Raw genomic sequence first — 21,925 nt, forward strand, 5'->3', positions numbered from 1 at the left:
TTAGCGACCGGCCGTCACAAAATCGGCAGTCAGCGCAGCTCCTCCGGCGGCGTCCGCTCGCTGTCCACCTTCTCCACCCGCTCCAGCTCACCCCACACGACGTACCGGTACGTGCTCGTGTACACCGGCGTGCAGGTCGTCAGCGTGATGTAGTGGCCCGGCTTCTTCCTGCCGGACTCCTTCGGGACCTTCGAGAGGACCTTGACGTTGTACTTCGACGTCTCGGGAAGGATGCCGTAGACCTTGTAGACGTACCACTTGTCCTTCGTCTCGAAGACGATCGGGTCACCCTTCCTGATCTTGTCGATGTTGTGGAACTCGGCACCGTGGCCGTCGCGGTGGGCGGCGAGGGAGAAGTTGCCCTCCTTGCCCGACATCGGCAGGGTCGCCTTGACCGGGTCGGTGTAGTAGCCGGCGACACCGTCATTGAGGACCTTGTTCGACGTGCCCTTCTCCACCAGGACCTCGCCCTTGCTCATCGCGGGCACGTGCAGGAAACCGATGCCGTTCTTGGTGTCCAGCACACCGGGACCGCCCCGGCCATGAGCCCAGTCCTCACGGACCTTGTCCGCCTGCTTCCCGGCCGCACGGTCGGCGACCACGTTCGTCCACCACAGCGAGTAGGCGACGAACAGGCCGAGGACCAGGCCCGTGGTGATGAGAAGTTCCCCGAAGAAGCTGACCGCCATGGCGACCGGCCCCGGCCTGCGGCGTGCCGCAGGCGGCCGGGACGCCCCGCCGGTGTACTTCTCGTGATCCGTGTCGGTGGTCGCTGCCACTGGTCATCTGCCCTTAACTGACGAGCGCATCCGGCTTGCCCTTGCTGCGCGGCCGTTCCTCGACCATCTTGCCCCAGACGATCATCCGGTACTTGCTGGTGAACTCCGGCGTGCACGTGGTCAGCGTGATGTAGCGGCCGGGCTTGGTGAATCCGGACCCCGTGGGCACGGGATTCAGGACGCTCGTGTTGCTCGGCGGCGTCACCGGCAGGATCGACGCCATCTTGTAGACGAAGTACTCGTCCTGCGTCTCCACGACGATCGGATCGCCCGGAGCGAGCTTGTTGATGTAGCGGAACGGCTCTCCGTGGGTGTTGCGGTGACCCGCGAGCCCGAAGTTCCCGCTCTTGTCGCCGGGCATCGCCGTCTTCAGCGCGCCCTCGGCGTAGTGCCCGACCATGCCCCGGTCGAGCACCCCCTTGCTGTTGGTGCCCTCGGCGATCGGAACCACCACGTCCAGCTTCGGAATGTGCAGGATGGCGAAGCCCTGCCCCGGTTCGAACGCCCCCGGGTTGCGCTTGCCGCTCGCCCAGTCGTTCTGGAGACTGCTGGCCTCCTGGCCGGCCTGGGCATGCGCCCGGACATTCGTCCACCACAACTGGTAGGTGACGAACAGCAGCATCAGCACACCGGTGGTGATGAACACCTCACCTATCGCCCGGCTCGCGACGACCGCCGCACCGGGCTTGCGCGCCCGAGCCTGCCGCCGCGCCTCGACCCGCGACAACGGCGCCCTGGACCGGCCCCCGGTGTCGGTATCGGTGACTGCGGCCGCCGGGGTGTCCGATGCACCGCCATGACGCCCGTGACGGCGTTTGGCGGCCTTTCTGCGGGCCGCTCGGCCACCCTGGGCGGTTCCGTCCAGCCGTGAGGCCGAAGAAGCCCGAGAGCCCGCCGTGGAGTCGCCGGTCTCCGGCGGCGGCTCCGGTATCCGCAGCGCCACCGTCTCCTCGTCGGCAGGGGGCAGATACGTCTCGTCCCGGGCGGGCTCGTACGACGCGTACGGCTCCGACTGCGGCACGTTCGACTGCGGCCGCGCTCCCGGCGAATACGGCTCCGACTGCGGGGACGCGCCGTACTCCCCTCCACCCGACCAGTCCTCGAACGCACCCGGCACCCCGTACGACTGCTGCCCGTACGAGGTGTCGGACTCGCGCTCGGGGCGCAGCGCGGTCACGCCGAGGCCCTGCCCACCACCGGGGCGAGCCCGGTCGACCTCGCCACCGCGCCCTGGTCGCCGCACTCCACCAGCCAGTTGGCCAGCATCCGGTGCCCGTGCTCGGTCAGCACCGACTCCGGATGGAACTGCACGCCCTCGACAGGCAGTTCACGGTGCCTGAGGCCCATCACGATGCCGTCGTGCGTACGGGCCGTGACCTCCAGCTCCGCCGGGACCGTGGCCGGCTCGGCGGCCAGCGAGTGGTAACGCGTCGCCGTGAACGGCGAGGGAAGACCCGCGAAGACGCCCCCGCCGCCATGCTCGACCAGCGAGGTCTTGCCGTGCAGCAACTCGGGCGCACGATCCACCACACCGCCGTACGCCACCTGCATCGACTGCATGCCGAGACAGACACCGAAGACCGGGACACCCGTGCCGGCACAGTGCCGGACCATGTCGACGCAGACGCCGGCCTGCTCCGGCGTCCCCGGGCCCGGGGAGAGCAGAACCCCGTCGAAACCGTCCTGTGCGTGCGCCGTCGACACCTCGTCGTTGCGCAGGACCTCGCACTCGGCACCCAGCTGGTACAGGTACTGGACCAGGTTGAAGACAAAGCTGTCGTAGTTGTCGACGACGAGAATGCGCGCGCTCACTGGTTGTCCACCGTCACATCGTTGAAGGGCAGCAGCGGCTCCGCCCACGGGAAGACGTACTGGAAGAGGACGTAGACCACGGCCACGACCAGGACGAGTGAGATCACTGCCTTCGCCCACGTGTTCCCCGGCAGATGCCGCCAGATCCAGCCGTACATGCCGTCCCTTCCGTCGTACCACGGCACCAGACCCACGCCGTACAGCCACCAGACTAACGGCGCAGCGCCTCCGGTTTCCCGGCCTCCACGGGCTGGGTGGAATCCAGGTGCGCCCAGACGATCAGCCGATGACTGTGTCCCCATTCCGGCTCGCACGTGGTCAGCGTCAGATACCGGCCCGAACGGGTGTACCCGGATGTACGTGGAACAGGGCCGATCACCTCGATGTCCGAGGGCACTGTTTTGTACGGGCCTTTGTCGATCCGGTACGTGAACCAGGTCGTGCCGTCGGTCAGCACCACCGCGTCACCGCGTCTGAGCTGAGGAAAATCCTTGAAGGGATCACCATAGGTACGGCGATGACCTGCCACCGCGAAGTTCCCCCTCTGCCCGAGCTGCGCGGTCTCGGCGTAGTGACCGAGGCCCTTCTTCAGCGTGCCGGTGGCGGTGCCTTCGAGCACGGGCTTGTTCCACGTGAAACCAAGCCGCGGGATGTACATGATCGCGAAAGGCCGGCCCTTGGCGTAGGGCGCGGGCTTCTCAGGGCCCGCAGGAGAGCCACCGGCCGGCGGACGGGGCTTCGACCACTCCGTCCGCAGCAGGTCGATCTGGTCGTCCATGACGCCGTCGGCCCGCACACCGGTCCAGAAGAGCACATAGACGACGAACAACACGATCACGCTGCCGACGGTGATGCACAGCTCGCTGACGGTCCTGACGATCACGCGCACCGGCAGCTCCCCCGGTCCGGCTACTGCTCCACGGGCTTCGCGTAGTGCAGATCCACTGTGCCCGAGTAGCCGGGCAGAGTCACCGGGCCGTTCTCCTCGACTTTCCATCCGAGCCCGTAGACATTGACGTAGACCATGTAGTTCTGGATCGCCGGAGACGCCGCGAGCGCCTTCTGCAGCCTGCTCGGGTCACCGACCGCCGTGATCTTGTACGGCGGCGAGTAGACGCGGCCCTGCAGGATCAGGGTGTTGCCCACGCAGCGCACGGCGCTGGTGGAGATCAGCCGCTGGTCCATGACCTTGATGCCCTTGGCCCCGCCCTGCCACAGCGCGTTCACCACAGCCTGGAGGTCCTGCTGGTGGATGACCAGGTAGTCGGGCTGCGGCTCCGGGTAGCCGGGGAGCTTGGCGGTGGCGTCCGGCGGGGCGTCGTTGAGCGTGACCGTGAGCGAGTCGCCCTTGAGCCTCTGCGTGCCCGCGCGCTTCTCCAGAGCCGAGAGCTTGTCGTCCTCCGCCTTGGTGCTGCCGTCGTCGCGTTCGGCGAGCGCCTCTATGTCCTTGCGCAGGGCCCCGTTGTTCTCGTCCAGCTCGCCGTTCTCCCGGCTGCGCTCGTGGATGAGGTCGGACAGCTTCAGCAGCGAGGTGTCCGTGCGGATGTTGGTGCCCTTGGCGGTGTTGAAGCTGGTGAAGAAGATGAGACCCGCGAGAGCGAACACGGCAGCCGTGAGGACGCGCACAGGCCGAAAACGCCGCACGCGCTCAGGGGTGGATCCCGTCCCGGGGGAGTCGGCAGAATTGCTCAACGTACCCTTATCTCCTTCGGCGCGGCGGAAGCACTACGCTAACGGACGCCCGGAGGAGCAATCGGAGTCCCCTTACGCTGCCCCGAGACCGACCCAGTTACCTGCGCGGCCACGCAGCGCATCGACAGGAGAGACCCTCGTGCCGAAGTCACGTATCCGCAAGAAGGCCGACTACACGCCGCCGCCTGCCAAGCAGACGACCGCCATCAAGCTGACCAACCGTGCCTGGGTCGCGCCCGTCATGCTGGCCATGTTCCTCATCGGCCTGGCCTGGATCGTCGTCTTCTACGTCACCGACGGCTCGCTGCCCATCGACTCGCTGGGCAACTGGAACATCGTGGTGGGCTTCGGCTTCATCGCTGCCGGATTCGGTGTCTCGACCCAGTGGAAGTAGCGGTCACCGGACGGTGAACGCAGCTCTGCCCAGGGCTGTTCGCTGAGTTATCCACAGCAGTTATCCACATGGGGATAATGAAGACGATCTGTGGATAACCCGTTGGACGTTGACGCCGGTATGACGGAAGTACCGGCACTCGAAAACCCGTTCGCCCCCTGCCTGACCTGCGGAAACGCAGGTCAGCGACAGGGGGCACATGTGTTCCCGCACCGTATGCACAAGATCCGGCACCCGCTGTGGACAACGCCTGGTCAGGCGAGCTGCGCCGTCCTCAGAACAGTCATGAGCACGACCACTCCCAGGACCAGGGCGCAGGTGCCGTACTGGACCAGTGCGCGGCGCTCGCGCGGGGCGTGGACCAGGGCGTATCCGATGACGGCACCGGCGACGAGGCCGCCGATGTGGGCCTGCCAGGAGATGTTGAATCCTGGGCTGAAGGTGAAGATCAGGTTGATCACCAGCAGCGCGATGATCGGCCGCATGTCGTAGTTGAGCCGGCGCATCAGCACGGCCATCGCGCCGAAGAGGCCGAAGATCGCGCCGGAGGCACCCAGGGTCGCCGTGTTCGGAGCGGTCAGCAGGTAGGCCAGCGCGCTGCCCGCGAGTCCGGAGATGAAGTAGAGCGCGAGGTAGCGGACGCGGCCGAGCGCCGCTTCGAGCGGGCCGCCGAGCCACCACAGGCTGAGCATGTTGAACGCGATGTGCCAGATCGCCTGGTGGGTGAACATCGACGTCACCATGCGGTACCACTCGCCTCCCGCCACGCCCTGTGTGGGGGTGAAGGGTGCGGGCGGCCAGGCGCCGAGCAGGACGATGTCGTTCAGCAGTGACTCATGGACCTGGACGGCGATGAACACGGCCAGGTTGATCCCGATGAGGATCTTGGTCAGCAGCCGGGGGTCGGCGGCGATGGAGCCGCCGGCGATCGTCCGGGGCATGGCGGCCGTGGGCGCGTGGCCGGTGCCGGAGCCGGTGCGGACGCATTCGGGGCACTGGAAGCCGACGGAGGCGTTGACCATGCACTCGGGGCAGATCGGGCGCTCGCAGCGCGTGCAGCGGATGCCCGTCTCGCGGTTCGGGTGGCGGTAGCACATGGGGACGCTGTGGGCGTCCTGCGGGCTGCCCGCAGCCTGGTCGTCCATGGTCTCCCCTAGGTCGTGTGAGAAAAGCCCGCCCCGCTCATCCTTACGGATGAGCGGGGCGATTGGTTCCCCTGTGGGAGCCTTCGCGCTCAGCGGGTCTCGATGACGACCGACTCGATGACCACGTCGTTCAGCGGGCGGTCGGTGCGCGGGTTCGTCTGGGCCGTGGCGATGGTGTCCACGACCTTCTGGCTGGCCGCGTCGGTGACCTCGCCGAAGATGGTGTGCTTGCGGTTCAGCCAGGCCGTCGGGGAGACGGTGACGAAGAACTGCGAGCCGTTGGTGCCCGGGCCGGCGTTGGCCATCGCCAGCAGGTAGGGCTTGTCGAAGCGCAGGTCCGGGTGGAACTCGTCCTCGAACTGGTAGCCGGGGCCGCCGGTGCCGTTGCCCAGCGGGTCACCGCCCTGGATCATGAAGCCACTGATCACCCGGTGGAAGACCGTGCCGTCGTAGAGCTTGTCCGTGGACTTCTGGCCCGTCTCCGGGTGGGTCCACTCCCGCTCGCCCTGGGCGAGCTCGACGAAGTTCTTGACCGTCTTGGGCGCGTGGTTCGGCAGAAGCCGGACCTCGATGTCGCCGTGATTGGTCTTCAGGGTGGCGTAGAGCTGCTCAGCCACGATCTGCCTTCCGTTGTCTTTCCGTGCCTCCCTGATCCTCGCATGGACGGGCCTCCGCGTCGCCCGACCTCGGTGCAGCGGGGGGAAACCCTCGGCGTGCGTGCGCAGAAAACCAGTCGAGTAGTCCCGGGGCGGGGGCGGCGCGAGGAGATCCGTGGCATTGTCGACGACAAGCTCCTGTTGCCCCCTATTCATCCGCTATTGCACGTGATCCGCGCTTGATGCCGGCTCCCGTGACCCGGATGCCCTTCCGCGCATGCCTGGTCTTGCACCAGGAGGCATGATCCGTAAAAGGGTGGAAAGTCGAAATACCGTACGCCACCGAGGAGGAGGAACCCGTGACCCGCATCGACAGCGTGCGCGCCGCGACTGGTTCGGCGAAGGACAGCGTGCTGCACGCCGCGGAAGTGGTGGCGCCCTACGCCGACACGGCCAAGGACAGGGCCGCGCACTACGCACACGAGGCACGCGTACGGCTAGCGCCCAAGGTGACGCAGGCCGCAGGGCAGGCGCGTGTCCAGTACGGCGCCCATGTGCAGCCGTATCTGGAGCAGGCCCGCACGCATGTGCCGCCGAAGGTCGACCAGGCCGCCCAGGACGCCGCCGAACGCACCCGCAAGGCCGCTCGCCAGGCGGCGGTTTACTCCAGGCCGAGGATCGAGCAGGCGATGGCCGCGGCCGTGCCCGTCACGTCCGAGGCCGCGGCGCGGAGTGCGGCCGCTGTGGCCGCGCTGCGCGGCCAGGTCTCGTCCAAGGAGATCCAGAAGCTGGTCCGCAAGCACGAACGGCGGGCCAAGGCCGGCAAGGCCATGAAGACGCTGGCGCTTCTGGGTGCCCTCGCCGGTGGTGCTTTCGCCGCGTGGAAGTGGTGGGACAAGCAGGCCAATCCGGACTGGCTGGTGGAGCCGCCGGCCGCGACGGAGGTCCCCGAGTCGGGGCACCTGTCGTCCGTGGACGGCACGGGCCCGTCGGTTCTGGACCCGGAGGTCGAGGCCAAGCAGGCCGAGGACGAGGCCGCCAAGCGCGACGACCGTTCCTGAGGGCGCCGGATTCAACAGCATGGCGGGGCAGGAGACTTGAGGGTCTCCTGCCCCGCCGTGCTGTTTCACGTGAAACACGCGTCACCGGCGTCCGCCCGGGTGCGCGAAAATGCCCTCCAGTGCCACGTTTTCGCAGCTCGGAGGGCATTTCCAGGGTGGAGCCTAGGGGAGTCGAACCCCTGACATCTGCCATGCAAAGACAGCGCTCTACCAACTGAGCTAAGGCCCCGGAAGGGGACGTCCGACCGGAGAAGCGATGTCTCCGGCGGGCGTCGGAGACCAGAGTACCGGGTCACCCCCGTGGTTCCGCAAAAAGATGGGGGGTCCCCGTCGCCGACCACTCTCCGTAAGATGCTCGGCGTGGTTCGCTACCGCGAACCGCCGTACATGGGGCAGCGATGGGGAGACGCAATGGACGCCGCACAGCAGGAAGCGACCGCAAGAGCGCGGGAACTGCAGCGGAACTGGTACGGGGAGCCGCTGGGGGCGCTCTTCCGTAGGCTCATCGACGATCTTGGTCTCAACCAGGCTCGTCTCGCGGGGGTTCTGGGACTGTCCGCACCGATGCTGTCGCAGCTGATGAGCGGTCAGCGGGCGAAGATCGGCAACCCCGCTGTGGTGCAGCGGGTGCAGCTGCTGCAGGACCTGGCGGGGCAGGTCGCGGACGGCAGCGTGAGCGCGGCCGAGGCCACCGAGCGCATGGAGGAGATCAAGAAGTCACAAGGGGGTTCGGTGCTCAGCAACACCACGCAGACGACGAGCAGTTCGGGGGCGCCCACGGTCAAGCGGGTCGTCCGTGAGATCCAGTCGCTGCTGCGGTCGGTCGCCGCGGCGGGCGACATCATCGACGCCGCCGACACCCTCGCCCCGACCCATCCGGAGCTGGCAGAGTTCCTCCGGGTCTACGGCGCCGGCCGCACCTCGGACGCCGTCGCGCACTACCAGTCCCACCAGAGCTGATCCCACTGCCCGACCGCCGAAGGGGGTTCGGTAGCGGGCGTGGGTGAAGTGACGGGGGACGCGTCACGGTACGGACGGGCACGAGGGGGCGTGTTCCGTACGGGGGACCGGTCGACGCGAGGGGATGTATCGCTCATCGGGGGAGCCAGGGGATTCGGGGGAGTCGTTTCGCCCGTCGGGGAGTCGCAGCGCTCGCCGAGGGGGAAGCAAGGGGGGAAGCCGCAGGGGGAGGAGCGACGTACAGCCATGGGTGAGGTCTTCGCCGGCCGGTACGAACTGGTCGACCCGATCGGACGCGGCGGGGTCGGCGCCGTCTGGCGCGCCTGGGACCACCGTCGCCGTCGCTACGTGGCCGCCAAGGTCCTGCTCCAGAGCGACGCGCACTCGCTGCTGCGCTTCGTCCGGGAGCAGGCGCTGCGGATCGATCACCCCCATGTGCTCGCGCCCACCAGCTGGGCCGCCGACGACGACAAGGTCCTGTTCACCATGGACCTGGTCGCGGGCGGATCACTCGTGCACCTCGTCGGGGACTACGGCCCCCTCCCGCCGGCCTTCGTGTGCACCCTGCTCGACCAGCTGCTGGCGGGCCTGGCCGCGGTGCACGCGGAGGACGTCGTGCACCGGGACGTCAAACCCGCCAACGTGCTGCTGGAGGCCACCGGCACCGGACGGCCGCGGCTGCGGCTGTCCGACTTCGGCATCGCGATGCGGCTGGGTGAGCCCCGCCTGACGGAGACCAACCTCGTGGTGGGGACGCCCGGATATCTCGCGCCCGAGCAGATGATGGGCGCCGAACCGGACTTCACCGCGGACCTGTTCGCCGTCGGGCTGGTCGCGCTGTATCTGCTGGAGGGTGCCAAGCCGGACAGCAAGGCGCTCATCCAGTACTTCGCCGAGCACGGGACGCCGGGTGCGCCCAAGGGCGTCCCTGAGCCGTTGTGGCAGGTGGTGGCCATGTTGCTGCAGCCGGATCCGGAGGCCCGGTTCCGTACGGCGACGGGGGCGCGCAAGGCGCTCGCCGCCGCCGCGGAGCTTCTTCCGGAGCCGGGTCCGGACGACGAGCTGATCGAGATCTTCGACCAAGTCGGCCCGCTTCCCCGGGGGTTCGCCCTCGAGGGGCCGCTGGAGAGAGCGAAGGGGCTGGGCCCGAGAGTGGGGCCGACCGGCCCGGGGGCGGGGGCGGGCGAGGAGCACTCTCGGCAGGGAGAGGACGAGAGTGAGCCGTCGGTGCCCGGCGAGCAGCACGCCGAGCCCCACCGGCAACGCGGCACGACGAGTCCGGCCGACCCCCGTGGGACCACCGGCCCGTCGGGCGGCCCCGCCCAGCCGCCCTCCATGTCGGACACCGGCAGCTTCCATCTGCCGCCTCCGCAGGCCACCGTCACCTCGTCGCCCGCTCCCGGACCGCCCCAGCCCGCCGCCCCGGCTCACGTCCCGCACCAGCAGGCGCCCGTCTCCCCCTACGACCCCACACACCGGCTGTCCCCCGCCCAGCCACTGCCACCGGTGTACTCGGGACCGCCCCTGCCCCCCGCGGAGCAGTACCGCACGGACGCCTCCACAGCCTCGTACACCGCCCGGACCCCGCAGGCCCCGCCGGTCGGCCAGACGCCGTCACGGCACCGGGCACAGCGGCCTTCCCGCCCCGGGCCTCCGGCTTCAGTGGTGGTGCCGCTGCTGTTCCTCGCGCTGGCCTGCTACGCCGTGGGCTTCTGGGCCCTGACTCGCATCTGAGCACGATCATGCGGCCGGGCCAGGCAGCGGCCGGGCCCGTCCGGCTCTCTCTACGCGGCGCTCTTCCGCCGGGCCACCACGGTCCACACCCCGAGTCCCACCAGCAGGGCGCTCCCGGTGCCGATGCCGCCCACGGCGAGCGCCCTCATGGCGGTGTCATCGCCCGTGGCCACGCCCTCCGCGGCCGCCTCCCGGTCCTGGTCCGACACCTCGAAGGAGCCCTTCGGCTCGGACTCCCCCGCGTACTCGGGGCCGCTCCGCGGCTGCCCGCTCACCCGGACGCGCAGTGTCATCGTGAACGGCCCGTTGCCGAAGGTCGGGGCGACGTCCTCGGAGAGATGGGCGACGAGGTAGTGGGCGCCGGCGAAGCGCAGCGCGTTCACCTGCGCGGTGGGGGCGTAGCGGTTGGCGTGGTCGACCGGTGGCAGGGGAGGCAGGCTCCGGGACTTCTGGCCGCCGTCGTAGCCGATGCGCACGTCGGCGATGTGACCGCGTACGGGGTTGTAGAGGGCCAGGTCCAGCGCGTCGGGTGTGTAGCCGGTTCTGCCGGATCCTGAGCTGCCGAGGTCCGCGGTGACGGAGATCTGCTGTCCCCAGTCGACGGGCACCTCGTAGAAGAGTGTCTGGCCGGGCAGGATGTCGTCCCGCCAGACTCCTTGGCCGAGAGGGGTCGCCCCGGTGAATCCCGCGCCGCCCTTCCGGCGCTCGGCCTCTCCCAGGAGCGGCTGGGGTGTGGTGGAGTTCCACACCTCGGGCGCGCTGGTCGCCCCGGGCTTCGCCGTCCGCGGTTCCGTCATGGCGACGAGTTCCAGATCCCAGGCGTCCGGCGAGGATCCCTCGCCCTCGGGGTCGACGCGCTCGACGGACACGAAGTACGCACCGGCCTTCCGGCACGGCGACTTGCCGGTCTCGCGCATGCCCCACGCCGCGATGGGGTGGGGGCTACGGGAGGCCCCGAAGCTCTCGGTGTCGACGGAGCAGGTGTTGCCCTCGGCGTCCTGCACGGACACCTTGACCCCATCGATGACGGAGACCGTGCTGCCGGGGGAGGGAACGGCGGTGACGGAGACGTACGCGTTCGACGCGGCGTCGAGTTCGAGGCGGTAGCTGACCTCGCCACTGCTCGGCAGGGAGCTCTTGTAGGCATGGCCGGGCCTCAGGAGGGCGGCGTCCCCGGTGCTCCTCGCTCCCTCGACGCTCTGCGCGCCGTCGGCGAAGGCGTACGGGCTCGGCGTGCCGGAGGCCTCCCGGGCAGCGGCGGCCTGCCCCGGCACCACGGCCGCTGTGGCCCCCAGCACCACGGCCGCGGCGCCGACGCGCACGGCCCGTGCCGGACGGTGGCGCCACGCCCCCGAGCGCCGCCCCCACGCCGTACGGCACCGTCCCCTCACGCGCCACCCCTCACCGTCGCCGGACCAAAAAGCCGTGAAGCCTTCAAGCCGTGAAGCCATGGCCCATCCTGCCGCGCCGGCCAGGTTCGCGACCGGCCCTCGGCACACAAAACCCCGACCGCGAGGCGGCCGGGGTGTGCTCGGTCTGAGTTGTCGTGACTCACGAACCCGTGGGCACGGAGTCAGTCGCCTCCGTCCACAGATCCTGCTCGGCGCGATCCGCCTGGATCTGGCGGTACACGAGGAGCCCGCCGATGGCGGCCAGTGCGACCAGGAGAAGCTTCTTCACCGCGCGACCTCGTCTTTCCTTGACGTAGGGGACCTCTGGCGCCCGACTATACACACCGACCGATACCGATCGGTGACCTGAGTCGGCCCTCAACTCCCGTCCCGGGAAACGGGATAGAAGCGGAGTACACCGCTCCGATCGGAGGGTGATCACACCCCGACGGACGGTTATTTTGACCCCCCTTCGTCGCTCTCTCCACCTTATGCCCCCTCTTGCGCCCATCCGAGTGGTGTTCATCTGAACATCGACGCGCCACGGGCGGAGATCCACCACTTCTCGACCCTCATACACATGATGAGGAAAGTACGCAAATCGCCCAACCCGAAAGTGAGGGGCCATGGCCCGGAACAAGGTCATGACGCTGTGGACCGCCATCGTCACCGCCTTCCTCGCGCTGTGCACGGCGCTCGGACTCGTCACCACGACCGCCGCCGCGGCCGTACCCCAGACCGAGCAGAAGAGCAACAGCAAGGGCGCGAGCATCCCGCAGCAGCGGACGGCGGCACCGGCGACGTTCCCCTGGTCCTCCCCCAGGGCCCTTCCCCCCACGATGAAGCAGCGCATCCGCGCCGAGGCCCACGGCAAGACCCCTCGCTGCCGGCACCGCTCGCCCGCGGACACGGCGGCGGCCTCCCCCGGGTCGGACTGCACCGACGAGGACCCCGACGCAGAGACGGACCATCTCACGCCCCTGCAGCGCTGAACCCCCGGAACACCACGGCGACCCTGCGTACAAAGCCCGGCGGCTCGAAAGAGCGGCCGGGCTTACGCATGCCCCAGGGCGCTCCGCGCGCCAAGAAGGCCTGACCGGCGATCAACACCGGCCACCCCCACCTGCCACGGCCCGGCCACTGCTGAGCTTTCCGCCGTCCGCCCGGGCGGCAGCTCCCGACGTCAGCCGCAGATGCCGAAAACCCCCAACCATGACTGGCTGGGGGTTTCATGCTGGTGGGGCTAACAGGATTTGAACCTGTGGCCTCATCCTTATCAGGTCGATCACGGGGACTGCCAACGTCGACTAGCCACCCCTGCGCCTCGGCCGATCGTCCACCGGGGTCCGGCGTCGACCGCTGCTGTTCGGGCTTGTTGGTGTCAACTACTGGTGTCAGCCGCCGCACTCGGTCTTGACAAAGGAAGCCTCCCCGTTGGACATGACTTGGAAGACCGTGGCGTGATGTCTGAGTCAGAGTGTCAGGCACACATCACTTCGGCGTCGCGTCTGCGCAGCTCTCCGAAACTTCCACCACCTCGAAGACCACCGGGTACTCGGTGATCTGCTGGTTCGGGCCAGGCTTTGAGTCGCAAATCTTCCACGCGGAGGGGTCGTCCACCGCACGCCCTTGTCCGCTCGCGTCTTTGAAGACCATGTCGAGTTCGGAGCTCATCTGCTCGAACGCCCGCCCGGCATTGCCGCCGATGACATCGGGCATGACGGCGGCGACGGGCTCGGGGTTTGCCGAACGACGCGTCTCGGCGGCCTCCGAGCTGGCCGTGGTGCTCGCCGATACGTCCGGCACGGATGACGCTCCGCAGGCAGTGACTGACGCCAGGAGAGTGGCGGCAAGGGCGGGTCTTAGAAACTTGGTGACGGTCATGTCATGTTCCCCCCAGCGTGACGGCAGTTCCGAACAGTATCCATCCGATGATCGTGTCCAGTCGCAGCTCGGCCAGCAGAACGGTTCGGGACCGAGTGATCGCGATCAGGCCTGTTCCCTGCCACCCTTCCCACCACCCACCCCAGCTCCCATCCCGTCCGCCGTCGACCCACACACCGTGGAGCGGGCGTGGTTCATGGCGTCCAGGTGGAGCGCGCCACTGTACGAACGACCTGGACGCCATGGGCCGCGTCTGCTCGGCTCTGCCTGGGTCGGCGGTGGACGGGATGGGAGCACTCCGCGCACGCCACTACGGGCCCGCAGTCGGGAACGGCGCCCCCTCCATCCCGGTGCCGGCCGATCCCCCGCCGGAGGCATCGTCTTGACCGTGGGCCGCGCACTGCGGTGCTCGACTCATGGCCACCGGCCCTATCCACATGTGGGCGCGCGTCGGCGGCGGCGGCGCCGAGCGGGCCGAAGGCAGGAGCGCGGGCGCAGCCAGAGCCGGGAAGCGCGCCCGGCGGAGCGGAGCGCAGCCGGGGCTTGACCTGCTCACCGACTCCATCCATGCCGCCGCTGCTCGAGTAACGGTCGACGTGCCCGCCGCCGGGGACCAGCCCGCCCGCACGCTCCACTGGGGCACGCAGCTCGACGTACAGCCGATTGGCGCCTTCGGCCACGGTGAGGAGATCACCGAACAGGCCGTCGCCTCCTACGTCGCGAAGTACGCCACCAAAGCAGCCGAGACCACCGGAACCGTGGACCGCCGCATCGGCAACAAGGAAGCCCTGGTCCTGCTCGGCGTGCCCGACCACCCCGCCCGGCTCATTGAGACCTGCCTCGACCTGCACGCGCTCTACCCGGACCGCAAGCTCCGCGACTGGGCTCACATGCTCGGCTTCCGCGGCCACTTCTCCACCAAGTCCCGCCGCTACTCCACCACCCTCGGCGCCCTGCGCCAGACCCGCGCTGACTATCGCGCAGCCCAACAACGCGAAGCCCTCGGCCTGCCCGAGCCCGACGACGAGGAAGCAACCACGCTCACTCTCGCCCACTGGTCCTACGCCGGCCACGGCCACACTCCCGGCGAATCCTGGCTCGCCGCCAACATCCGCCGCGACATCCAGCACAACCGCGAGATCGCACGCGAGGAACTACCCGCTCTGCTCAACCTGGAAGGAGCTGCACCATGACCACCGCCACCTCCGAGCTGCTCACCGTGTCCGAAGTCATGGCACGGCTCAAGGTGGGCCGGACCAAGGTCTATGACCTGATCCGTACGCACCGCCTGGTGTCCATCAAAGTCGATGGGTGCCGGCGCATCCCGGCTCATGCGCTCGGCGACTTCATCGCGAGCCAGATCGGGGAGGCTGCCTGATGGCCAAGCGTCGGCCCAACGGCGGCGGCACGATCACTAAGCGGTCTGATGGCCGCTATCAGGGCGCCGCGTACGTGACGGACACCGACGGCAACCGGGTCCGCAAGTACGTCTACGGCCGGACCTGGGACGAAGCCAACGAGAAGCTCAGCAAGCTCCAGGACCAGGAGCGCAACGGCATCCCGGTGCCCTCTCGGTCCTGGACGCTCGGCGAGTGGCTGGCCTACTGGCTGGAGCACATCGTCAAACCGGAACGCGAGCACAACACGTACGTGAAGTACGAGTCCAAGGTCAGGCTGTACCTCCTGCCCCACCTCGGAAAGAAGTCTCTGGTCAAGCTCACTCCGGCACAGATCCGTGTCTTCATGGCGACCCTGACCCGGGAGAAGGTCGGCGCCTCGGCCCGCTTCGAGGTCCTCCGCGTCCTCCGCAACGCCCTCAACCGGGCCATGCGCGAGGAGCTGGTCACGCGCAACGTCGCGCTCCTGGTCGACATGCCCAAGGTCACCAAAGACAGGGGCACCGCATGGAACGCCCGGGAAGCCATCGCGTTCCTGCGGTCGGTCCGCGCTCACCGGCTCTACGCGGCCTGCGTTCTCGTCCTGGTGCTCGGGCTCCGTCGCAGTGAGGTGCTCGGCCTGCGCTGGCAGGACATCGACTTCGAGGCCGGCCGCTTCACCCCGGTCAAGCAGGTCCAGCGGGTCAAGGGCGTCGGCCTGGTCCTCAAGGACCTGAAGACGGAGTCCTCACAGGCCGTGCTCCCGCTTCCCGAGTTCTGCGCCCGCGTCCTGGAGGAGCGGCGCGAGCTGCAAGACCTGGAACGGAAGATCGCCGGTGAGCACTGGTCCCAGGAGCCGGACCATGACCTGATCTTCTCCTCCGAGCACGGCGGCATGATCGACCCGGTGGGCTTCTCGCGCACCTTCGATCGGCTCGTCAAGCGTGCCGGTGTCCGCCGCATCACGGTCCGCCTGGCCCGGCACACCTGCGGCACGCTTCTCGCCTTCCTGAAGGTGCACCCCAAGGTGGCTCAGGCGATCCTCCGACACAGCCAGATCAGCATGACCATGGACGTCTACACGCATGTGGTAGGGGATAGCGAGCGGGAAGCGGTCGGCATGCTTGCCGAACTCCTGGAAGATCCACTCATCGGCTGATGTCAGCTATGGATGTCAAAGACCCCCAGCCGGTATCGACTGGGGGTCTTTTCGCTGGTGGGGCTAACAGGATTTGAACCTGTGGCCTCATCCTTATCAGGGATGCGCTCTAACCAACTGAGCTATAGCCCCGCCGCGCTCTGCGGTGTGTGTCCCGCGCGCTGACTCCTGAAGATTAGCGCACGACATGGGCAGTCCCAAAATCGGTTGTCGTGGCAACATCAGGGCAACGACGAAGGTGACGTCACTCGTCCTCGGCGAGCGTCAGCTCGACGCCGCCCACGAAGCCCGCGGACAGGTTGTAGATGAACGCGCCGAGCGTCGCGAGGGCCGTCGCCAGGACGACGTCGATGACCGCGATGATCGACGTGAACAGCAGGACGTTGGGCAGCGACAGGAAGGCCTGCAGGTCGAAGCCGTTGGACTCGTTCGAGCCGGTGGCCTCGGAGATCGTGCCGCCGACCGTCGAGAAGACGCCCATCGCGTCCATGACCATCCACAGCACGGCGGACGCGACGATCGTGCAGATGCCCAGGGCGATGGAGAGCAGGAAGCTGACCTTCATCACCGACCACGGATCGGCCTTCGCCACCCGCAGCCGCGCCTTGCGGACGCGCGGCGTGGTGCGCGCCCCCGTACGCGGATGCCGTACGGCGCCGGCACCTGCGCCCGCTGCCGCCCCGGCCGCCGCCTGCTGCGCCGGGTAGGCCTGCGGCGGGTGGTACGGGCCGGCCTGCTGCTGCGCCTGCCGCTCCCCGGGCAGGGGCGAGGCCGTGCCCGGCTCCTGCGCGGCCGGCTGCGGCTGCGTGCCGGAGGCGGACGGGCCCGCGCCGGCCTTGTGCTGCTGGGTCTGCGGACCTCGGGTGTCCGTCACAGTTCCCCCCTGGGATCCATGCGAGTCAGGCGAGGGAGCGTCCTTGGCCGGGGACTTGATCGCCTTCAGGTTGGTCGTGTGCGGGTCCGCCGCACGCGCGGCGGAGCCACGGCCGCCGTCGTCCGCTTCCGTACCCCTCGAGGTACCGGTCGGTCCGGCGCCCGTGGCTCCGCTCACGCTGACTCACTCCTCGTGCCTACTCGGCCGAGGGCACCTCACCCTCGTCCGTGCCGGTGGTCGCGGCACCTTCGGCGGTCTCGTCGACGACCACATCGCCGTCGACCTCCTCCGCCTCGCGTCCCGCCTCGGCGTTGCGTGCGATGCCCACGACGGCATCGCGCTTGCCCAGATTGATCAGTTGGACGCCCATGGTGTCACGGCCGGTTTCCCTGATCTCGTTGACTCGCGTACGAATCACACCGCCCGACAGCGTGATGGCGAGGATCTCGTCGGTCTCCTCGACCACCAGCGCGCCGACGAGGGATCCACGGTCCTCGACGATCTTGGCAGCCTTGATGCCGAGGCCGCCGCGACCCTGGACGCGGTACTCGTCGACGTTGGTCCGCTTCGCGTACCCGCCGTCTGTGGCAGTGAACACGAACGTACCGGGTCGAACAACATTCATCGAGAGCAGCTCGTCACCCTCGCGGAAGCTCATGCCCTTGACACCGGAGGTGGCGCGGCCCATGGGGCGCAGTGTGTCGTCCGAGGCCGTGAACCTGATCGATTGTGCCTTCTTGCTGATCAGAAGCAGATCGTCGTCCGCCGAGACCAGTTCGGCTCCGATCAGTTCGTCGTCCGAACCGTCCTGGCCCTCACGCAGGTTGATCGCGATCACACCGCCGGAACGCGGCGAATCGTAATCCTTCAGAGGCGTCTTCTTCACAAGTCCGGCCTTGGTGGCGAGCACGAGGTAGGGAACCGCCTCGTAATCGCGGATCGCCAGGATCTCGGCGATCGCCTCGTCCGGCTGGAAGGCGAGCAGGTTCGCGACGTGCTGACCGCGCGCGTCCCGGCCGGCGTCGGGCAGCTCGTAGCCCTTGACGCGGTAGACGCGGCCCTTGTTGGTGAAGAACAGCAGCCAGTGGTGCGTGGTGGACACGAAGAAGTGGTCGACGATGTCGTCTTCCTTGAGCTTCGTGCCGCGCACGCCCTTGCCGCCGCGCTTCTGGGCACGGTAGTCGTCGGTCTTGGTGCGCTTGATGTAGCCGCCCCGCGTGACCGTGACGACGATGTCCTCCTCGGCGATCAGGTCCTCGATGGACATGTCGCCCTCGTAGGGGATCAGCGTCGTCTTGCGGTCGTCGCCGAACTTCTCGACGATCGCGGCCAGTTCCGCGCTGACGATGCCCCGCTGACGGACCGGGGAGGCCAGGATCTCGTTGTACTCGTTGATCTTCGCCTGGAGTTCGTCGTGCTCCTGGACGATCTTCTGACGCTCCAGGGCGGCCAGTCGGCGCAGCTGCATCTCGAGGATGGCGTTGGCCTGGATCTCGTCGATCTCCAGCAGGCTCATCAGGCCGCCGCGGGCGATCTCGACGGTGTCGCTGCGCCGGATCAGCGCGATGACCTCGTCGATGGCGTCCAGGGCCTTCAGCAGACCGCGCAGGATGTGCGCCCGCTCCTCGGCCTTGCGCAGCCGGAAACGCGTCCGGCGGACGATGACCTCGATCTGATGCGTCACCCAGTGGCGGATGAACGCGTCGAGCGAGAGCGTGCGCGGCACGCCGTCCACCAGCGCCAGCATGTTGGCGCCGAAGTTCGTCTGCAGGTCGGTGTGCTTGTAGAGGTTGTTCAGCACGACCTTGGCGACCGCGTCCCGCTTCAGCACGATGACCAGGCGCTGGCCCGTGCGCGAAGAGGTCTCGTCGCGGACGTCCGCGATGCCGCCGATCTTGCCGTCCTTGACCAGGTCGGCGATCTTCTGGGCGAGGTTGTCGGGGTTGACCTGGTACGGGAGTTCCGTCACCACCAGGCACTGGCGGTTCTGGATCTCCTCGACCTCGACGACCGCGCGCATGGTGATGGAGCCGCGGCCGGTGCGGTACGCCTCCTCGATGCCCCGGCGGCCGACGACCAGGGCGCCGGTCGGGAAGTCCGGGCCCTTGATGCGCTCGATCAGCGCGTCCAGCAGCTCCTCGTGGGAGGCCTCGGGGTTCTCCAGGTACCACTGGGCACCCGCGGCGACCTCGCGCAGGTTGTGCGGCGGGATGTTGGTGGCCATGCCGACCGCGATACCGGCCGAGCCGTTGATCAGCAGGTTCGGGAAGCGGGCCGGCAGGACGGTCGGCTCCTGGGAGCGGCCGTCGTAGTTGTCCGTGAAGTCGACGGTCTCCTCGTCGATGTCGCGGACCATCTCCATCGACAGCGGCGCCATCTTGCACTCGGTGTACCGCATCGCCGCAGCCGGGTCGTTGCCCGGGGAGCCGAAGTTGCCGTTGGAGTCGACGAGCGGCATGCGCATCGACCACGACTGCGCGAGGCGGACCAGCGCGTCGTAGATCGAGGAGTCGCCGTGCGGGTGGTAGTTGCCCATGACGTCACCGACGACGCGGGCACACTTGTAGAAGCCGCGCTCGGGGCGGTAGCCGCCGTCGTACATGGCGTACAGCACACGGCGGTGGACGGGCTTGAGGCCGTCACGGACGTCCGGCAGCGCACGCGAGACGATGACGGACATCGCGTAGTCGAGATACGAGCGCTGCATCTCCGTCTCGAGCCCGACAGGCTCGACGCGCATGGCCAGGGCGTCACCCTCGGGCGTCGTCACGGGAGTGTTCTCGTCGGTCATTGCTGGTGAAGATCCTTCCTGGTGCGGTCAGCTGAGACCGACTCAGATGTCGAGGAAGCGGACGTCCTTGGCGTTGCGCTGGATGAACGCGCGGCGGGCCTCGACGTCCTCGCCCATGAGGACCGAGAACAGGTCGTCGGCCTGGGCGGCGTCGTCGAGGGTGACCTGGCCGAGGACGCGGTGCTCCTGGTCCATGGTCGTGATGCGCAGTTCCTCGGCGTTCATCTCTCCGAGGCCCTTGAAGCGCTGCACGGAGTCGTCCTTGATGCGCTTGCCCGCGTTGCGGCCCATCTCGATCAGGGCGTCGCGCTCGCGGTCGGAGTACGCGTACTCGAAGTCGTCCTTGCCCCACTTGATCTTGTAGAGCGGCGGTCGGGAGAGGTACACGTGCCCGGCCTCGACCAGGGGCCGCATGAAGCGGAACAGGAAGGTCAGCAGCAGGGTGTTGATGTGCTGGCCGTCGACGTCGGCGTCAGCCATCAGGATGATCTTGTGATAGCGCAGCTTCTCGATGTCGAAGTCCTCGTGGACTCCGGTGCCGAAGGCCGAGATCAGCGCCTGGATCTCCTGGTTCTGCAGGATCTTGTCGATCCGCGCCTTCTCGACGTTCAGGATCTTGCCGCGGATCGGGAGGATCGCCTGGTACTGCGGGTTGCGGCCGGACTTGGCCGAGCCGCCGGCGGAGTCACCCTCGACGATGAAGATCTCGCACTTGGTGGGATCGTTCGACTGGCAGTCGGAGAGCTTGCCCGGCAGGGACGCGGTCTCCAGCAGACCCTTGCGACGGGTGAGGTCACGGGCCTTGCGGGCCGCCACGCGCGCGGTGGCCGCCTGGATGCCCTTGCGGATGATGTCCGCGGCCTCGTTCGGGTTCCTGTCCAGCCAGTCCGCGAGGTGCTCGTAGACGACCTTCTGCACGAAGGTCTTGGCCTCGGTGTTGCCCAGCTTGGTCTTCGTCTGACCCTCGAACTGGGGCTCGCTCAGCTTCACCGAGATGATCGCCGTCAGACCCTCGCGGATGTCGTCACCCGTGAGGTTGTCGTCCTTCTCGCGCAGCAGCCTCTTGTCGCGCGCGTACTTGTTGATCAGCGAGGTCAGCGCGGAGCGGAAGCCCTCTTCGTGCGTACCGCCCTCATGGGTGTGGATGATGTTGGCGAAGGAGTACACGCCCTCCGTGTAGCCGCCGTTCCACTGCATGGCGACCTCGAGGGACAGCTGCCTGTCCTTGTCCTCGGCCTCCAGGTCGATGACGGTGGGGTGCACCGCCTCGCCCTTGCGGGAGTTGAGGTACTTCACGAAGTCGACGATGCCGCCCTCGTAGTGGTACGTGACCGTCTTGACCTCGGCGGTCTCGTCCGCGCCCGCCTCGTCCGCCCCGGAGGTGGCCTTCGCGGACTCGCGCTCGTCGGTGAGCCTGATGGTGAGGCCCTTGTTGAGGAACGCCATCTCCTGGAAGCGCCGCGAGAGCGTCTCGAAGGAGTAGTCGGTGGTCTCGAAGATGTCCGGGTCGGCCCAGAAGGTGACCGAGGTGCCGGTCTCCTCGATGGCCTCGTGCTTGGCGAGCGGCGCCGTGGGGACGCCCATCTTGTAGTCCTGCGTCCAGCGGTGGCCGTCGGTCCTGACCTCGACGGCGACCTTCGAGGACAGCGCGTTCACGACGGAGACACCCACGCCGTGCAGACCGCCGGAGACCGCGTAGCCGCCACCGCCGAACTTGCCGCCCGCGTGCAGCACGGTCAGCACGACCTCGAGGGCCGGCTTGCCCTCGGAGGCGACGATGCCCACCGGGATGCCACGGCCGTTGTCGACGACCCGGACTCCGCCGTCGGCGAGGACCGTCACGTCGATGGTGTCCGCGTGACCGGCCAGCGCCTCGTCGACCGAGTTGTCGACGACCTCGTACACGAGGTGGTGCAGTCCTCGCTCACCGGTCGAGCCGATGTACATACCGGGTCGCTTGCGGACCGCGTCCAGACCCTCGAGGACGGTGATGGCACTGGCATCGTACGACGCCGTTACGGAGGCCTCGGCGACTCCGGCCGGGGCCTCGGTGGACGGGATGTTCTCGTTGGGGTTGCCGGAATCGGCCACGAAGCGCCCTTTCTGGCACAGCACGAGCCAGGCTCGTCGGCGGGTTGCCGGAGCGGCTGCGGCATGTTGCGTTGGTAAGCCTTGATCAGCGTTGCTCAGCTTTTCCCGGACGGTCCCCACGATTGGGGCGGGATTGCTTCCAGTCTACCGGTAGCACTGACACTGATGGGGGTTTGCCGGTACCTG

The 21,925-nt window shown here is 68.2% G+C and carries 21 protein-coding genes, 2 tRNA genes and 1 pseudogene; 8 read left to right on the plus strand and 16 right to left on the minus strand.

The features are described 5' to 3' along the window. Positions 1–29: 29 nt before the first annotated feature. Genes ACFU3E_RS05635 through ACFU3E_RS05660 form a run of 6 tightly spaced genes read right to left on the minus strand, consistent with a single transcriptional unit; the run spans position 30 to position 4,283 of the window. Positions 30–779, minus strand: a complete 750-nt coding sequence (locus tag ACFU3E_RS05635) for a class E sortase (RefSeq protein WP_384152526.1) — start codon at positions 777–779, stop codon at positions 30–32. Positions 780–792: 13 nt separating this feature from the next. Then, positions 793–1,956 (minus strand): class E sortase, encoded by a 1,164-nt coding sequence (locus ACFU3E_RS05640; RefSeq protein ID WP_384152529.1) that lies wholly within the window; start codon positions 1,954–1,956, stop codon positions 793–795. Further along, positions 1,953–2,591, minus strand: a complete 639-nt coding sequence (locus tag ACFU3E_RS05645; RefSeq protein ID WP_384152532.1) for an aminodeoxychorismate/anthranilate synthase component II — start codon at positions 2,589–2,591, stop codon at positions 1,953–1,955. Before ACFU3E_RS05645 ends, ACFU3E_RS05640 begins: the two co-directional genes overlap by 4 nt. After that, on the minus strand, positions 2,588–2,785 hold the full coding sequence (locus ACFU3E_RS05650; protein ID WP_037668147.1) for a hypothetical protein: 198 nt from the start codon (positions 2,783–2,785) through the stop codon (positions 2,588–2,590). The genes ACFU3E_RS05645 and ACFU3E_RS05650 overlap by 4 nt, the downstream gene beginning before the upstream one ends. Before the next feature lie 17 nt (positions 2,786–2,802). Beyond that, positions 2,803–3,480, minus strand: a complete 678-nt coding sequence (locus tag ACFU3E_RS05655) for a class E sortase (protein WP_384152535.1) — start codon at positions 3,478–3,480, stop codon at positions 2,803–2,805. A gap of 20 nt (positions 3,481–3,500) precedes the next feature. Then, positions 3,501–4,283, minus strand: coding sequence for a DUF881 domain-containing protein (locus ACFU3E_RS05660; protein WP_384152538.1), 783 nt, complete (start codon positions 4,281–4,283; stop codon positions 3,501–3,503). A 139-nt stretch (positions 4,284–4,422) separates the two neighbouring features. On the opposite strand from ACFU3E_RS05660, the gene crgA reads away from it, so the two are divergent. Next, positions 4,423–4,677 (plus strand): cell division protein CrgA, encoded by a 255-nt coding sequence (gene crgA, locus ACFU3E_RS05665; RefSeq protein ID WP_221755573.1) that lies wholly within the window; start codon positions 4,423–4,425, stop codon positions 4,675–4,677. Positions 4,678–4,931: 254 nt separating this feature from the next. On the opposite strand, the gene ACFU3E_RS05670 is transcribed toward crgA, so the two are convergent. Both ACFU3E_RS05670 and ACFU3E_RS05675 read right to left on the minus strand, forming a co-directional pair. Next, complete coding sequence (locus ACFU3E_RS05670) at positions 4,932–5,822, minus strand: rhomboid family intramembrane serine protease (RefSeq protein ID WP_384152541.1); 891 nt, start codon at positions 5,820–5,822, stop codon at positions 4,932–4,934. A gap of 89 nt (positions 5,823–5,911) precedes the next feature. After that, positions 5,912–6,439, minus strand: coding sequence for a peptidylprolyl isomerase (locus tag ACFU3E_RS05675; RefSeq protein WP_384152544.1), 528 nt, complete (start codon positions 6,437–6,439; stop codon positions 5,912–5,914). Positions 6,440–6,777: 338 nt separating this feature from the next. On the opposite strand from ACFU3E_RS05675, the gene ACFU3E_RS05680 reads away from it, so the two are divergent. Beyond that, the gene (locus ACFU3E_RS05680; protein ID WP_384152547.1) at positions 6,778–7,479 is read left to right on the plus strand and encodes a DUF5324 family protein; all 702 of its coding nucleotides are present in this window, start codon (positions 6,778–6,780) and stop codon (positions 7,477–7,479) included. A 156-nt stretch (positions 7,480–7,635) separates the two neighbouring features. Here ACFU3E_RS05680 and ACFU3E_RS05685 read toward each other — a convergent pair. Beyond that, positions 7,636–7,708: transfer RNA gene (locus ACFU3E_RS05685), tRNA-Ala, on the minus strand. Between the two features lie 182 nt (positions 7,709–7,890). Here ACFU3E_RS05685 and ACFU3E_RS05690 point away from each other — a divergent pair. Together ACFU3E_RS05690 and ACFU3E_RS05695 are read left to right on the plus strand one after the other, a co-directional pair. Continuing rightward, positions 7,891–8,439: a DNA-binding protein gene (locus tag ACFU3E_RS05690; protein WP_175433579.1), complete on the plus strand. Its 549-nt coding sequence runs from the start codon at positions 7,891–7,893 to the stop codon at positions 8,437–8,439. 246 nt (positions 8,440–8,685) lie between these two features. Continuing rightward, entirely contained in the window at positions 8,686–10,173 is a 1,488-nt protein-coding gene (locus tag ACFU3E_RS05695; RefSeq protein WP_384152550.1) for a protein kinase, read from the plus strand. 50 nt (positions 10,174–10,223) lie between these two features. On the opposite strand, the gene ACFU3E_RS05700 is transcribed toward ACFU3E_RS05695, so the two are convergent. Both ACFU3E_RS05700 and ACFU3E_RS05705 read right to left on the minus strand, forming a co-directional pair. Next, positions 10,224–11,495, minus strand: coding sequence for a hypothetical protein (locus ACFU3E_RS05700; protein ID WP_384152553.1), 1,272 nt, complete (start codon positions 11,493–11,495; stop codon positions 10,224–10,226). A gap of 229 nt (positions 11,496–11,724) precedes the next feature. Then, on the minus strand, positions 11,725–11,853 hold the full coding sequence (locus tag ACFU3E_RS05705) for a DLW-39 family protein (protein ID WP_003999697.1): 129 nt from the start codon (positions 11,851–11,853) through the stop codon (positions 11,725–11,727). Positions 11,854–12,190: 337 nt separating this feature from the next. Here ACFU3E_RS05705 and ACFU3E_RS05710 point away from each other — a divergent pair, with 337 nt between their 5' ends. Continuing rightward, on the plus strand, positions 12,191–12,556 hold the full coding sequence (locus tag ACFU3E_RS05710; protein WP_384152556.1) for a DUF6344 domain-containing protein: 366 nt from the start codon (positions 12,191–12,193) through the stop codon (positions 12,554–12,556). Between the two features lie 499 nt (positions 12,557–13,055). Here the strand turns inward: ACFU3E_RS05710 and ACFU3E_RS05715 are convergent, their stop codons facing one another. Continuing rightward, positions 13,056–13,448: a hypothetical protein gene (locus ACFU3E_RS05715; RefSeq protein WP_384152559.1), complete on the minus strand. Its 393-nt coding sequence runs from the start codon at positions 13,446–13,448 to the stop codon at positions 13,056–13,058. A 542-nt stretch (positions 13,449–13,990) separates the two neighbouring features. Here ACFU3E_RS05715 and ACFU3E_RS05720 point away from each other — a divergent pair. The 3 genes and pseudogenes from ACFU3E_RS05720 to ACFU3E_RS05730 form a co-directional block, all read left to right on the plus strand. Next, a pseudogene (locus ACFU3E_RS05720) lies at positions 13,991–14,641 on the plus strand (replication initiator); the annotation flags it as partial. Continuing rightward, entirely contained in the window at positions 14,638–14,826 is a 189-nt protein-coding gene (locus ACFU3E_RS05725; protein WP_384152562.1) for a helix-turn-helix domain-containing protein, read from the plus strand. The pseudogene ACFU3E_RS05720 and the gene ACFU3E_RS05725, both read left to right, overlap by 4 nt. Then, a complete protein-coding gene (locus ACFU3E_RS05730) occupies positions 14,826–15,983 on the plus strand; it encodes a tyrosine-type recombinase/integrase (protein ID WP_384152565.1) in 1,158 nt (385 codons plus the stop codon). The genes ACFU3E_RS05725 and ACFU3E_RS05730 overlap by 1 nt, the downstream gene beginning before the upstream one ends. A gap of 55 nt (positions 15,984–16,038) precedes the next feature. On the opposite strand, the gene ACFU3E_RS05735 is transcribed toward ACFU3E_RS05730, so the two are convergent. The 4 genes from ACFU3E_RS05735 to gyrB form a co-directional block, all read right to left on the minus strand. Next, positions 16,039–16,115, minus strand: a tRNA-Ile gene (locus ACFU3E_RS05735). A 112-nt stretch (positions 16,116–16,227) separates the two neighbouring features. Further along, positions 16,228–17,034, minus strand: a complete 807-nt coding sequence (locus ACFU3E_RS05740) for a DUF3566 domain-containing protein (protein WP_384152568.1) — start codon at positions 17,032–17,034, stop codon at positions 16,228–16,230. Positions 17,035–17,053: 19 nt separating this feature from the next. Further along, entirely contained in the window at positions 17,054–19,648 is a 2,595-nt protein-coding gene (gene gyrA / locus ACFU3E_RS05745; protein ID WP_142161928.1) for a DNA gyrase subunit A, read from the minus strand. 42 nt (positions 19,649–19,690) lie between these two features. After that, complete coding sequence (gene gyrB, locus ACFU3E_RS05750) at positions 19,691–21,763, minus strand: DNA topoisomerase (ATP-hydrolyzing) subunit B (RefSeq protein WP_384152571.1); 2,073 nt, start codon at positions 21,761–21,763, stop codon at positions 19,691–19,693. Positions 21,764–21,925: the final 162 nt, after the last annotated feature.

Source organism: Streptomyces sp. NPDC057424 (assembly GCF_042803315.1).
GTDB lineage: Bacteria > Actinomycetota > Actinomycetes > Streptomycetales > Streptomycetaceae > Streptomyces.

What these genes read in the sequence shown, in the direction of transcription:
- ACFU3E_RS05670 (WP_384152541.1), bottom strand. Translation starts at nt 5,822, where the DNA reads ATGGACGACCAGGCTGCGGGCAGCCCGCAGGACGCCCACAGCGTCCCC.
- ACFU3E_RS05690 (WP_175433579.1), top strand. Translation starts at nt 7,891, where the DNA reads ATGGACGCCGCACAGCAGGAAGCGACCGCAAGAGCGCGGGAACTGCAG.
- ACFU3E_RS05695 (WP_384152550.1), top strand. Translation starts at nt 8,686, where the DNA reads ATGGGTGAGGTCTTCGCCGGCCGGTACGAACTGGTCGACCCGATCGGA.
- ACFU3E_RS05710 (WP_384152556.1), top strand. Translation starts at nt 12,191, where the DNA reads ATGGCCCGGAACAAGGTCATGACGCTGTGGACCGCCATCGTCACCGCC.
- ACFU3E_RS05715 (WP_384152559.1), bottom strand. Translation starts at nt 13,448, where the DNA reads ATGACCGTCACCAAGTTTCTAAGACCCGCCCTTGCCGCCACTCTCCTG.
- ACFU3E_RS05725 (WP_384152562.1), top strand. Translation starts at nt 14,638, where the DNA reads ATGACCACCGCCACCTCCGAGCTGCTCACCGTGTCCGAAGTCATGGCA.
- ACFU3E_RS05730 (WP_384152565.1), top strand. Translation starts at nt 14,826, where the DNA reads ATGGCCAAGCGTCGGCCCAACGGCGGCGGCACGATCACTAAGCGGTCT.
- gyrA (WP_142161928.1), bottom strand. Translation starts at nt 19,648, where the DNA reads ATGACCGACGAGAACACTCCCGTGACGACGCCCGAGGGTGACGCCCTG.